Raw genomic sequence first — 12,983 nt, forward strand, 5'->3', positions numbered from 1 at the left:
TCATCAGATGAATTATTGTATTTCATCTGACAACCATAAAGGGATTATCGCACCCAATGGTTTTTATTGGGATGGTGCCTTTTAAGCTGTGCTTTAGTCAAAAAATCAACTGGGATCCTTATCGATATAGACTTAAGTCACAGGCCCTTTAGAGGTCTGATTTTTCAGAATATTCTAAATTACCTAACCGCTTAGTCTCCGCATGGTCCACACCAGTTTTAAACAGCAGAAGACCCAGGAACCAAAGCACCGAACCAATGAGTGCAACTAACGTTTCGAACCGGAACAAAAGCACGATACAGACCATTGTTAAGAAAAGTAACACAAAGTAATCCGAGTAAGGTGCCAGTGGCATCCTAAACTTGACCCACTGTTCAGGCTGATCGGCAACCACTCGTTTATATTTAAGATGAGCTAATACAATCGATCCCCAAATAAACAGGAAACACGTCGTGGCAATGCTTGAAATCAAGGTAAACACTTGACCGGGAATGAAAAAGTTCAGTAAAACCACGACCGCAATAATCACCGCTGAAAATAACAGCGCATTGACTGGTACTTGTGAACGGGAGAGTTTACTTAACCGTTTTGAAAGTTTAGTTTGACCGCCATAGGATAGTGAATACAGCATCCGGCCGGTGGTGAACAAGGCACTATTGCAGGCAGAAGCCGCCGCTGTTAAAACAACAAAGTTAATAATTGCCGCTGCCGATTTAATACCGATTGCAGCAAAGACGGCTACAAAGGGACTTTGGTCGGGCGAATAATAGTGCCATGGGTAGATACACATTAAAGCTGCTAGTGATCCCAGATAAAACAGAATCACCCGCATTGGAATCTCGTTAATGGCCTTAGGAATAATCGTCTTGGGGTCACTGGTTTCTGACGCCGTCATCCCAATCATCTCAATGCCAATAAAACCGAAAATCACCATTTGAAATGACAAGAAGAACCCCTTAGCACCGTGTGAAAAAAAGTGGCCGTCTGTCAGGTTCATAACGGAGGCATGGCCAACTGGCGTTTTGAACTGCATGACCACCAATACGACGCCAATTGCAATGAGGGCAATAATCGCAACCACTTTAACGGCAGCAAACCAAAACTCCGTTTCGCCAAAAGCTTTAACGGTGATTGCATTGATCAGTACTAAAATCAGCAAAAACATTAACCCGGTCACCCACTGCGGTAAACGAGGAAACCAAAATTTCATGTACAGCCCTGAAGCTGTTAAATCCGCCATGGCAATCGTCAACCAACAGATCCAATACGTCCAGCCAGTCACGAAACTCCAGCGTTCACCCAAGTACTTTTTAATAAAATCAATGAAAGAATTGGCGCTTAAATCGGACAGCAGCAATTCTCCAAGTGCTCGCATCAGTAAGAAACACGCGATACCTGCAATTAAATAAGCAAGTAAAATCGAGGGGCCGGCCAGATGAATCGACTGACCGGAACCTAGAAACAGACCGGTACCAATCGTACCGCCCAATGCAATCATTTGCACGTGCCGGTTCTTTAGCCCGCCAGATTGTCGCTTGGCGGGTTCTGGTTCTGCTTTTGCCATAATCTTCACTCCTTATTTTGGAGTCCATTATACACGCGAAAGCTATCAAATTAACGGTTGATCAGTATTGAGCATAAATCGGTGTTGATTTGTATACGTTAACGTGCGGTACTGCTGTTATTATGACTTACATGAGAATTATTCATCTTAAAGTGAAGACAATTCACTTTGCATCGTTCCCCCATTAAAATAAAGACGCCTTAACCGATAATGGTTAAAATTGGAATCAAAAAAGACTTGATTCATTTCGAATCAAGTCTTTTGATATCCAATTAAGCTTACTTAGCTAAGCGCTCAACGTCACGCACGATCATTAACTCTTCATTCGTAGGAATTAACAGGGTTTTGACCTTTGCATCAGCCGTAGATAAATCACGTTCAACACCACGAATATGGTTCTTTTCTGGGTCAACCGCAATCCCGAAGTAACTTAACTTATCAGCAACTTCCTGACGGATAGGAATATCGTTTTCACCAACACCGGCAGTGAACACAATCGCGTCAACACCGTTCATTTCAGCAATGTATTTACCAACGTAGCCGACGATCCGGTTGATGTACATATCACGTGCAAGGTGTGCTTTCTCATTATCATCCTGAACTTTTTCGAGGTCCCGCATATCAGCTGAATATTCAGAAACACCCAGCAAACCAGACTTCTTGTTCAAAATTTCGATCATATCGTTAGGATCCTTAATGTTTAACTTTTCCATTAAGAAGGTCACCAGTGACGCATCAATATCGCCTGAACGTGTTGCCATCATGACTCCTGCTAAAGGTGTGAAGCCCATAGAGGTATCAAATGACTTGCCATTCTTGACGGCGGTGATTGAAGCACCCGCCCCAATGTGCATCGTGATCAGCTTTAAGTCCTCTAGCGGTTTGCCAAGCATTGCAGCTGCCCGACCGGAAACATAACGGTGACTCGTCCCGTGCGCACCATATTTACGAGCACCGTATTTTTCGTAGTATTCGTATGGAATGGCATACATGTAGTTAGTCTTAGGCATGGTAGTATGGAATGAGGTATCAAAAACAGCCACGTTAGGCACACCTGGTAAAATCTTTCTAAACGTCCGAATCCCCATTGCTTCAGCTGGGTTATGCAGTGGTGCATATTCAGCCAAGTCTTCAATCTTCTTCAAAACGTCATCATCAACTAAAACTGAATCTGTGAAGTATTCACCACCGGCAACGACCCGGTGACCAACACCAGTGATTTCGTTATAGTTAGCAATGATCTTCAAATCAATCAGCTTTTCAAGCATTAAGTGGATGGCTTCTTCATGGTTGTTAACGTCTTGAACGTTCTCAAACTTCTGACCATCACCGTACTTAACGGTCACAATGGAATCCTTTAAGCCGATCCGTTCGATGACACCACTGGTAATGACCTTTTCTGAAGGGACTTCGAATAATTTAAACTTTAATGTTGAGCTTCCTGCATTGACGGCAAGTGTTTTTCCCATGTCATAATCTCCTTATGTTAACGCTTTAGTAAATCACTAAGCTCCCAATCAACTATTTCTGCAATGAACTTTGAAAACGCGGCCTGATCCTTAAATGATGGGAATTCTCCAATCATCACCTTATCCGCTTGTTTAACGTCTTGACCATGACGCTGCAGCAGCAAAATTGACTTTGCTGACTGCTCCGCCGTAAATAAATCTTTTGGCAAAGCCAGTAAACCTTGCAAATAAGCCGCATCTTGAAGCCAAGACAGCAACCCCTTAGATTCTGGCGTTGAGAATAACTGACTTGGAACTAGAAAGACGCCGTACCCACCCGGCTTTACATAGCGCATTGCTTGTTCCAACAATAAATGATGGACGTAAGAATGGCCTGACTGGGCATGTGTCTGAAACATTGTGACCTTTTCATCAAGTGGATAATAACCAATCGGCAAATCGGATACAACCAAATCAGCTTCCGGAATCTGCAGCTCGCCTAGCGCATCTTGATGCATGAGGGTGACTGCAGCTTGCTGCAACGTTGTACTGATATCCGCCACTGATAATAATGACTCATCATTGTCAATTCCGATTGCGGCTACCTTTTCGTGGGTCGCATCCTTTAACTGATTAATGATCGTTGTCAATAAATTAGCCGTACCAACGGCTGGATCCAGAATCGTCAGCTGATTTTGCTTTTCGACTAGTCGAATAACTATATATCCCATCACCATACCAATACTATCAGGGGTCATTTGATGATTACCCTGAATATCATCCTCTCGCATGGCTTTGAGCATTGATAACTGAATCCCCTGACGCGCAGTTTCTGGATTCAGTTGGTTGCGATCAACAGAATCATAAAGGCCTTGAAGCTGCTGAACAACCTTTTCGTCCGGCCGGCCATCCTCAACTTGAACGTGACCATCGATCAAATTATCACCAGACTCAATAAAGGCGTCTAAATAAGACGTTGAGAGCGCATCTTTAAGCAACTCGCTTGATTCATCGAGAACCTTAAAAAAAGCCTCTGTTTCTTTAATAGCCAGAATTGTCAACCTCCTGTCCTATTGGTTTCTCCACACAAATTATAGTTTACAAATATTCGGCTGTTAATTCAAGCGAACACAATAAATTTAACCGTCTCAACCGTTATTTAGCCCGTAGCTTCTGCTCGTAATAATGAATCAAAACGTTATACGACTCTACCTCACGCTGGTACCCCTTTAATTGGAAAAGTAAAATGCCGCTTAAAAGAATTAAAAAGAATAACGCAATGATGGTGACAAAGCCCTGACGGTTAGTCACGCCGACCACCCCCGATTTCCGTGATTGCCGAAAAGTGCTGCAATTTAGTCTGCACCTTTATTTTTAAATGCCCGTGGTCGACATCAAATTCATAGTAGGACATTCCCTTAAAAAGGGGCATGTAGCCGCCCCTATCCGTCGTCAGGATGAGATTGCCATTATGGCCCTTTAAAATGTATGTCCGACCACGGTGGTTATGGGGAATCAGCTGTGCTTCCTGCAGATAAGCCTTTCCCAAGGTGAACTGGTACTGGTCGCCTTCGAGTTCCCCCAACATGTGATACCAGGCCAACTGCTCGTCATACCGTTGCTGAGAACGAGTGTTTAGCATCTGCATCCCGAATTGAAGACTCATCATTGCTAAAGCGGTTACCACAAGTGCAATCAGCGTTTCAATCAACGTAAAGCCCGTTTTCATTTTGCCACCTGTTTTTGAGCTTTAAACTCAGTTTCCATTTGATGCCGAAGCTGGAGTACCCGTTCTTGTCGCTGTTCCAGCTGTCCTTGCATGACGAGCTGAACTTGAGTATACAAGATTAGCCCGGCACTGATCAGTACTAAGCCAATGAGTGCATCACTTAACATAAACCCGCTTTTACGCCGCTTGCCGATCAACATGGTAGACCCCCCATCCCATTTGAATCACTAATCGATAAGTCCGCTGATCAATGTCTGAAGCAAACGCTACGGTTCGCGGTGAAACCGTAGCGTTTGAACGTATCAGTATTCTTTCAGACTGTTTTGGATGCATACTTTTCGGCATTGCCAGCTGTTTATCGTTCTTGACCGTGTGAAAAATGACTGGAGATCCTGGTTGAATGGTAATCTCCGTTTTTTGCCCGCGGTATTGCGCTTCATAGAGTGCTTGTTTCCAGTAACTATCAAAACTGGCCCAAAAAGCCCGTTCCGTTTGCAGCGAAGGGCCTGAAAAACGTTGACTGCCAATCATGATCAGAATTAAAATGCCACTCACGATCACCAGGGTAATCAGCATTTCAATCATGGTAAATGCCTCACGATCCAGTTTTGACTTCATCGCCATCGATTTTGATCCCCTCCTTGACTGCAATTTTAACCTGTTTGGCAGTCAGATAACCCGCTTTTTGCAGCTCACCAAAGCTAGCTGTCTTCTTCTCGGTCGAATCCAGATACGTATCCAATTGAGTTTGAACGACGGTTGTCATGGCACCAGTGTGTACCGTATTCGCACGATTTTTTTGGTGACTAATATTCGGCGCAATGATTAGAATCAATAACCCGATAATAAATAGCACAATCGTCATTTCAATTAAAGTAAACCCGCTCTTTTTTCGTTGCATTATAGTCCTCCAATCGTGTGATACATCGGTAGAAATAAGCTGGCATACGCACCAATAATGACACCGCCGATAAGAATAAAGGACAACGGCTGGATCCAAGTCATCATCACTTCTAGTCGGTTGGTCAGGCGTTGATAATAAAGGGCCGTCAGCGCCGTTAGTTCTTTAACTAAATCGGTTTGCGATTTACCACTTTGAAATAACATTTGCAGCTCCTTCGGTAAAAAATGAAATTGTGCCAAGACCAGCGGTAACGGCTGACCAGCAGCTAAGGCTGTCTCTAATTTGCCGCCTAACTGATATAAAAGCGTACTGGTCTTTGCTTTCCTTAGTGTCAGCAAAATCTCCTGAAAACCAAGACCGCCCTCAAACATAATGGTGAAAGTAGCCAAAAAATAGTAACCATAATAGAATTTCACAATTGGGCCTAATATTGGAATCCGAGCAGTTTGTTCGACCCGTTTTAGAATCGGTTGCTGTCTGATTGCCTGATAAATACAAATACTGATCAGTATCAGCGGTATTACTGCAATACTCCACCACCAATTTGTCGAATGGGGGTGATCAGTCGATGCTAACGCTTCTATTTGCGGTAAAATCACTAGTTTCATCCCCGTAATGATCACCGCCAATATAGCCACTAAAATCAGGGGATATTGCAGCAGCCGCTTAATTTTCTGATGCCGCTGATGAGCGGTTTGCAATAAACGGCTGATTTGTCCTAAACTCTGCGTCAGCTGGCCGTGTTCTTCTGCGAGTTGCAACTGCAAGCCAATCTGGTCATCTACAAAGGGCTCAAACGTCTGGCTCACCATATACCCCGAGTGAAGCTGTTCATTGATCCAACGTAGATCTGCCAGTTGCGGTTTATACAGCACTTCACAAAAACGAATCGCATGCCGAACGGAAAACCCAACGAGTAACAGATCACTGATGGTTCGAAAAATCTTGGCCTGCGTTCTGATTGACCAAGGCTTAACCTGCTTTAAATCGCTGAAAGACGGCGTTGGTGATTTGCTGATTTCTTCTTGCATGTTTAAGATACTCCTCCCATTGAGATGTCATTGCAGTGGATGATTGCCAGCCAGCAACAGGCCCGCTTGCCAAATCAAGCAATGCGGCTAACCCTCCGCTAACAGTTGGTAAAAGGCGCTGATACGCCACACCCGTAATGGCCTGATTAAGTGCGGCTGAGTCAATTCCCAACTGACTTAATCGGGTAACAGTCCCCTTTGCCGTTTGGGCGTGGACACTGCTCAAAACGAGGTGCCCGCTCAACGCTGCGTCAACCGCTGCTTTGGCCGTTTCATGATCCCGAATTTCACCGATGATCAATACTTCAGGCCGGTGTCGCAGCGCCACCTTGATCAGGGCCTGATAGCTCATTTCAGCTGCCGGATTCACCTGCAGCTGCAAGAAATTGGGGGCTATGATCTCAGTGGGGTCTTCGATTGACAGGACGGATAAACTGCTGCTGAGTTGTTTAGCTAATTGGTAGATCGTACTGGTTTTGCCTGAACCAGTGGGCCCGGCAAAGAGTATCAAACCACGCAAACGGCACCACTCAGCCAAACTAGTCAGCTGCTCGGGCACCAATAACGCCAACCGTTGTTCTTCTAGCGGCAGTAATAACCGAATGACAATGGATTCTTGATTGATAAAATTACCCACACTGGATAATCTGAGGTGAACCGTCTGCCCATCAACGTCTAAAGTCAAAGCACCTAACTGCGGCCGCCGTGTTTCGGTGATCGCCATGTTGGCCCGGTATTTAAAATGGGCAATTAATTGCTGCCCCTCACTACTGGTCAGTTCACTGACCAGCGACAGGCCATCACCGTGATGTTCAAATACCTGATAAGCATCCCCAACCGGCTGAATGTGCAAATCGGAACTGCCCGATGCGACGGCTGCACTAAGTAACGCTTGTCCTAATTGTTCTATCATATCCTATATCCTCCTGCGGCTAACTACGCTGACCGCGTGGCAGGAGTTTGAGGGCAACAAAAAAAGCCGCCCCTTTTTAGGGACGACTTTTCACCTTAATGCTTATTCAACGTTTTCAGGCAACTTTGCTGCTTCATAAACATCTGAAACATCATCGTTTGCTTCAAGCTCATCAATCAAGCCTTGGTATTGAGAAACTTTATCTTCTGGAACTTCAGTAGTGTTCTCTGGGAACATCCGAACTTCTGCAGTATCCAAGTTGTACTTCTCTTGAAGTGCATCCCGTGCTGCAGTCAAGCTCGATGGATCCGTAAAGATTTCAAACTGGTCGTCGCTGGTCTTCATGTCATCTGCACCAGCGTCAAGTGCGTCCATCAAAACCGTATCTTCATCGGCATCTAAGCCATCACGTAAGATAACGATGTAGCCCTTACGATCAAACATATAAGAAACTGAACCAGCAGCGCCTAAAGATCCGCCATGGTGCGTAAAAGCGGAACGAACTGCAGCAGCGGTTCGGTTCTTGTTATCGGTCAAAGCGGCCACCATAACAGCAGTCCCACCAGGACCGTAGCCTTCATAAGTGATCTCTTCGAACTTGGCACCGCCAGCACCTGAAGCCTTATCGATAGCGCGTTGAACGTTATCCTTAGGCATGTTAGCAGCACGAGCCTTTTCCATCACCAAACGAAGTTGAGGGTTGTTTGCTGGATCAGGATCACCTGCTTTAGCGGCTTGATATAAGTCACGTGATATTTTTTGGAAAATTTTTCCACGCTTAGCATCTTGGGCGTTTTTACGCCCTTGGATGTTATGCCATTTTGAATGTCCTGACATTTCACGACTCCTCTTTTCTTAATTATATTCGTTTACACAGACCTTATTATAATATCACGCGGTGAATTTCAAAACAACCTGTCAGCAATGAAACCGCTAAAATTTTCTAGCTTTGCTGAACAATTGCCAAGATAAACATTGCAATAACGGCAATCACCTGAATGATATCAAATAAAAAGTGCGTGTAAATGGCTTGCCAAATATTTCTTGAAAAATAATAGATTAAACCAAATAGAACACCGACACACATGTACGGCACCATTTGAGCCAGCTGACCGTGAAAGTTATTCCAGTGAACCAGACCAAACGCAACGGAAGAGATCATCAGCATGATCCAAGTTAAAGTTCCCCGTCCCCGCCACTGGTAAAACAAGGCGTGGCGAAAAATAATTTCTTCCGTAAACGGCGCCATTAAGGTGGTAAGACTGGCTACCAGCGCCATTCCCGCTGACTGAATACTCATCACCGGAAAACCGCCGGCACTGGCAACTCCCACCGTTTGGAGGACTTGGCGGACAGCAATCAAAACAACGTACGCCGCCAAAACACCGCCCACTGCAACCAGCGTCCCGACACCTAAATGCAGCTTAAATCGGCGCCAATGATCCGCCAACAAGTCGTGATACAAATAAAGCGCCATACAAAAGCCCGCAAAGAAGATCACATCAACCAGGATGATCCGCAGCCACTTATCGGTAAAAACAGCCGTTACCAGAGCCCCCAAGCCTAGTTCTGCCAAGGGAATCAAACCTGCAATAACGGTTTTGCCAACCGGAATAGCCTGTGCCTCAATCAATGGGCGACTCTCCCGCGGCTGCCTTTGAAAATGAAGCTCAGCCGTGTTACCGGTTGAAATTTTTACTGTGAACTGCTTGCTCTTGATCAGCCAGCAACCAATGGCCCCAAACACAACGGTATAAACAAGACTGGTCCAAATACTCATTCCTGCCGTATTGCTTAACGTACCAAAGGCTAACGCATCGAAGGCATCAATCACACCGTGCGCAACAATCGGTAGCCATAGACTGCCAGTAACTAAGTAAATCGCCGCAAAAAAGAAACCTAGGCCGATTGCTTCGAGCATCTGTACCAACGTCATGGTAACACTACCGTTTCCAGTAGCGTTAACTAAATGAACTAAACTAAACATCAAGCCGCTTAAGAAAGCCGTCATCAGTGGCCCGACACGGTATCGCTGACGAAGACCGCTCACCAGCACGCCCCGAAACACGTATTCCTCAAATAACCCAACGGAAAAACCCACTAGAACAGCCGAAACAACGTGTTCCAGTGTCAAATGAAAGGTTGGTTTAAGCGTTGAGTCCCCGATCAAAACAAGTAAGACTGGCAGGATCAACGCCCATTGGTGACGAACGCCGTGATGCCACCAACTGACGTTTGCTTTGGGATACCAGTGGTTCAATCCCCACCAGCAGACCAGTGCTAGTACCTCCGTAATAATCTGAACACCCATTTTTGACATTATCGGCACTGCCATTGAAATCAAGTGGCCAACGATTGAAGCCAGTGTGACCACGATGATCGTCATCACCACGGTTCCGGCCGATAATAGTGCTGCTCTATACTTCATGAGCTCCCCTCCACCAAAGTATCCAAAAATAAGCAGGCTCCGCGCCACTTCCAACAGAAGATCGTGCTAAGCCTGCTTATTATTTGACTAGCCATAGGCAGCTAGTGTGTTGATGCGCGTTTCATTAAGCCATATGGCAATAAGACAGTCTTGTTTTCCACTGCTTCATTACTCATTAATTTAGTTAGTAACCGCATGGCAACGGCACCGATATCATAAAGTGGCTGAGTAATGGACGACATCTTTGGCCGTACCATTTCAGTCAGCTTCGTATCGTTACTCGTAATAATTTCGAAGTCATCAGGAACGCTTAAGCCAGCATCCGTCACACCGTTCATCACACCCGCAGCCAGCTCATCGTCACCGATCACCGCAGCAGTAGCCTTGACAGACTGTAACGCGGGCTGTAAAAGCTGGCCTGCTTTATAGGAATAGTCAGTTTCAAAAACCAGTTTATCATCATAACGTAAACCAGCCTTTTTTAGCGCTTGTTTGTAGCCCTTAAGCCGATAGTCCCGGTTGATTGGGAAATCCAAGCTGCCAGAAACGAACGCCACCCGTTCGTTACCGTGGTCGATCAAATTCTTAGTGGCTTCTTCCACGGCGGCAGTGTAGTCGATGTTAACGCTTGGCATCTGGTCTTGATCGTCCACGCAGCCGGCAAGAACGATCGGCGTTTTAGCGCGTTCAAATTCTTTACGGACTTCATCGCTGATATCATTACCCATGAAGACGATCCCATCAACTTGTTTGGCCATTAAGGTGTTGAGCACCTGAACTTCTTTGCGGCCATTCTCGTCAGAGTTCGTTAAAATAATGTTGTACTTATACATCATAGCGATATCGTCGATGCCTCGTGCCAAGGCTGAGAAGTAAATGTTGGTGACGTCTGGGATGATCACCCCAACCGTCGTTGTCTTCTTGCTAGCCAAGCCACGGGCCACGGCGTTCGGACGATAGTCCAAGCGTTCGATCACGTCTAAGACTTTCTTCCGGGTCGCCGGTTTGACGTTGGGATTCCCGTTAACCACTCTTGATACAGTGGCCATCGACACATCGGCTTCACGGGCGACGTCATAAATTGTTACGGTTTGTTTATCCATTGCGATAGCCCTTTCTTTATTGGTTTAATTCGTTTTCATTGATTTTTCAGCAACTCGTTAAATATATCAGATATATTTTCAGAAATCAAACTGAAAACGTTTTCAGCTTGATGATACACTCTTCTAAGTGACTTTTCAAGACCACTTTAAGAGTTTCAACTACTGTCATCGCCCGTATTGGGGCATTAAAAACTTGTTTGACTATTCAATTAGTTTCTGAAAATCCTTGCTCCCAAAGGATTAACAGGCTGCCTATGGAGCAATAAGTTGATCCTGTTTCCTGAAATCGTACAACCCGAGCGTTTTTTTTGCAATTATTTTTTCACCTAGGCCATTACTTCAACCATTCCCGGTTTAAATGAAAACGGCCATCAATAATCCTTCCTATTTTCAATTATCAACAACTTCAGCTAAGTCTCTTACCAACATGATATAATGAGTGCATTCTAATTCGAGGTGATTATCTTGTCAAAATTACAACAGGTTCAAGAATGGACTGAACAGCATCACGCTGACTTTACCTATGTCAGTGACCCCGCCACGATTCAATACCTGACGGGCTTCTACAGTGACCCCGTGGAACGGGTACTCGCGTTAATCGTTTTTGCTGACCAGGATCCTTTCATGTTTGCGCCGGCACTGGAAGTTGAAGCAATTAAAGATACCGGCTTTTCATTTCCAGTATACGGTTACTTAGACCATGAAAATCCATGGCAGCTGATTGCAGGCCACGTGAAAAAACGTGTCAGCCAACCAACCGAAATTGTTTTGGAGAAAAATCAGCTTTCAGTTGATCGGCTAGAACAGCTTCAAACTGTCTTTCCCGAAGCTTCTTTTGACCAAGATATCACGCCTTTCATTAACCAGTTGCGCGTCATCAAAACGGCTGATGAAATCGAAAAATTAAACGTCGCCGGTAAGTGGGCAGACTTCGCCTTCGAAAAGGGTTTTGCAGCAGTTAAGGCTGGCCGGACCGAACAGCAAGTCGTTGCGGAACTGCAGTATGCCTTAATGAAGGCAGGCATTATGCAAATGAGCTTTGATACCCTAGTGCAGGCCGGCGCGCACGCTGCGGAACCCCACGGGGCGACAAATGCAACCAAGTTTGAAAATAACGAACTGATCCTATTTGATCTCGGAACCGTCTGGCAGGGTTACATCTCAGACGCTTCTCGGACCGTTGCACTGGGTAAACCAACGGCAAAGCAGCTGGATATTTACCAAGTCTGCTTAGAAGCACAGCTAGCTGCTCAAGCGGCTGCTAAGCCTGGCATCACCGCTGCTGAGCTGGACAAAGTGGCTCGTGATATTATTACCAAGGCTGGCTACGGTGACTACTTCATTCACCGGCTTGGCCACGGAATGGGAATGAGCGAGCACGAATTCCCATCTATCATGGCGGGTAACGACATGGTGCTGCAACCCGGCATGTGCTTCTCGATTGAACCTGGGATCTACATTCCTGGCGTTGCTGGTGTTCGGATCGAAGACTGTGTTCACATTACCGAAAGCGGCTGTGAACCGTTTACGCACACCTCAAAGGAACTCACCTACGTTGGGTAATCCGTTATTCTACAAAAATAAGCAGGCCTGTGACTTAAGTCTATATCGATAAGGATTCCAGTTGATTTCTTGACTAAAGCACAGCTCAAAATGTACGCTGGTTCAATACTGGAAGATAGCCTTAGCCTGCTCCACAACTCAGATTCCGGCCATTTAACGCAAAAAAACGTATTCCGACAAAGTTCGACGGAATACGTTTTTTTGCGTTAAATTCTGGAATCTATCGAGTTGCGTCACACTCTCTTATTTTCCTACGATTAGTCAAGAGTTAAACGTGTTAGAAGTTTATACATGGTTAGC

14 protein-coding genes are annotated in these 12,983 nt (G+C 45.3%); 1 reads left to right on the forward strand and 13 read right to left on the reverse strand.

Annotated elements, in window-relative coordinates:
• Positions 1–148: 148 nt before the first annotated feature.
• The 13 genes from CES81_RS12415 to ccpA form a co-directional block, all read right to left on the reverse strand.
• Positions 149–1,564 carry an amino acid permease gene (locus tag CES81_RS12415; RefSeq protein ID WP_089122043.1) on the reverse strand — a complete coding sequence of 472 codons (1,416 nt, stop codon included), beginning with the start codon at positions 1,562–1,564 and terminating at the stop codon, positions 149–151.
• A gap of 278 nt (positions 1,565–1,842) precedes the next feature.
• The gene (locus CES81_RS12420) at positions 1,843–3,033 is read right to left on the reverse strand and encodes an acetate/propionate family kinase (RefSeq protein WP_089088698.1); all 1,191 of its coding nucleotides are present in this window, start codon (positions 3,031–3,033) and stop codon (positions 1,843–1,845) included.
• Between the two features lie 17 nt (positions 3,034–3,050).
• Positions 3,051–4,073 carry a class I SAM-dependent methyltransferase gene (locus CES81_RS12425; protein ID WP_225356406.1) on the reverse strand — a complete coding sequence of 341 codons (1,023 nt, stop codon included), beginning with the start codon at positions 4,071–4,073 and terminating at the stop codon, positions 3,051–3,053.
• A gap of 94 nt (positions 4,074–4,167) precedes the next feature.
• Positions 4,168–4,323, reverse strand: coding sequence for a hypothetical protein (locus CES81_RS13615; RefSeq protein ID WP_179211648.1), 156 nt, complete (start codon positions 4,321–4,323; stop codon positions 4,168–4,170).
• Positions 4,316–4,741: a competence type IV pilus minor pilin ComGF gene (locus CES81_RS12430; protein WP_089088699.1), complete on the reverse strand. Its 426-nt coding sequence runs from the start codon at positions 4,739–4,741 to the stop codon at positions 4,316–4,318. Before CES81_RS12430 ends, CES81_RS13615 begins: the two co-directional genes overlap by 8 nt.
• Complete coding sequence (locus CES81_RS12435; protein WP_089088700.1) at positions 4,738–4,941, reverse strand: hypothetical protein; 204 nt, start codon at positions 4,939–4,941, stop codon at positions 4,738–4,740. Before CES81_RS12435 ends, CES81_RS12430 begins: the two co-directional genes overlap by 4 nt.
• Positions 4,919–5,365 (reverse strand): type II secretion system protein, encoded by a 447-nt coding sequence (locus tag CES81_RS12440; protein WP_089122044.1) that lies wholly within the window; start codon positions 5,363–5,365, stop codon positions 4,919–4,921. The genes CES81_RS12435 and CES81_RS12440 overlap by 23 nt, the downstream gene beginning before the upstream one ends.
• Positions 5,337–5,642: a prepilin-type N-terminal cleavage/methylation domain-containing protein gene (locus tag CES81_RS12445; protein WP_089088702.1), complete on the reverse strand. Its 306-nt coding sequence runs from the start codon at positions 5,640–5,642 to the stop codon at positions 5,337–5,339. Before CES81_RS12445 ends, CES81_RS12440 begins: the two co-directional genes overlap by 29 nt.
• The gene (locus CES81_RS12450) at positions 5,642–6,676 is read right to left on the reverse strand and encodes a type II secretion system F family protein (RefSeq protein WP_089122045.1); all 1,035 of its coding nucleotides are present in this window, start codon (positions 6,674–6,676) and stop codon (positions 5,642–5,644) included. The genes CES81_RS12445 and CES81_RS12450 overlap by 1 nt, the downstream gene beginning before the upstream one ends.
• Complete coding sequence (gene comGA / locus CES81_RS12455; protein WP_089122046.1) at positions 6,618–7,589, reverse strand: competence type IV pilus ATPase ComGA; 972 nt, start codon at positions 7,587–7,589, stop codon at positions 6,618–6,620. The genes CES81_RS12450 and comGA overlap by 59 nt, the downstream gene beginning before the upstream one ends.
• 102 nt (positions 7,590–7,691) lie before the next feature.
• A complete protein-coding gene (locus CES81_RS12460; RefSeq protein WP_089088705.1) occupies positions 7,692–8,426 on the reverse strand; it encodes a YebC/PmpR family DNA-binding transcriptional regulator in 735 nt (244 codons plus the stop codon).
• A 106-nt stretch (positions 8,427–8,532) separates the two neighbouring features.
• Entirely contained in the window at positions 8,533–10,017 is a 1,485-nt protein-coding gene (locus tag CES81_RS12465; RefSeq protein WP_089122047.1) for a CPBP family intramembrane glutamic endopeptidase, read from the reverse strand.
• Positions 10,018–10,118: 101 nt separating this feature from the next.
• Positions 10,119–11,120: a catabolite control protein A gene (gene ccpA / locus CES81_RS12470; RefSeq protein ID WP_089088707.1), complete on the reverse strand. Its 1,002-nt coding sequence runs from the start codon at positions 11,118–11,120 to the stop codon at positions 10,119–10,121.
• Between the two features lie 465 nt (positions 11,121–11,585).
• On the opposite strand from ccpA, the gene CES81_RS12475 reads away from it, so the two are divergent.
• Positions 11,586–12,683, forward strand: a complete 1,098-nt coding sequence (locus tag CES81_RS12475; protein ID WP_089122048.1) for a M24 family metallopeptidase — start codon at positions 11,586–11,588, stop codon at positions 12,681–12,683.
• The last annotated feature ends 300 nt before the right edge of the window (positions 12,684–12,983 follow it).

The organism is Secundilactobacillus pentosiphilus (genome assembly GCF_002217985.1).
In the GTDB taxonomy this organism is placed as follows: Bacteria; Bacillota; Bacilli; order Lactobacillales; family Lactobacillaceae; genus Secundilactobacillus; species Secundilactobacillus pentosiphilus.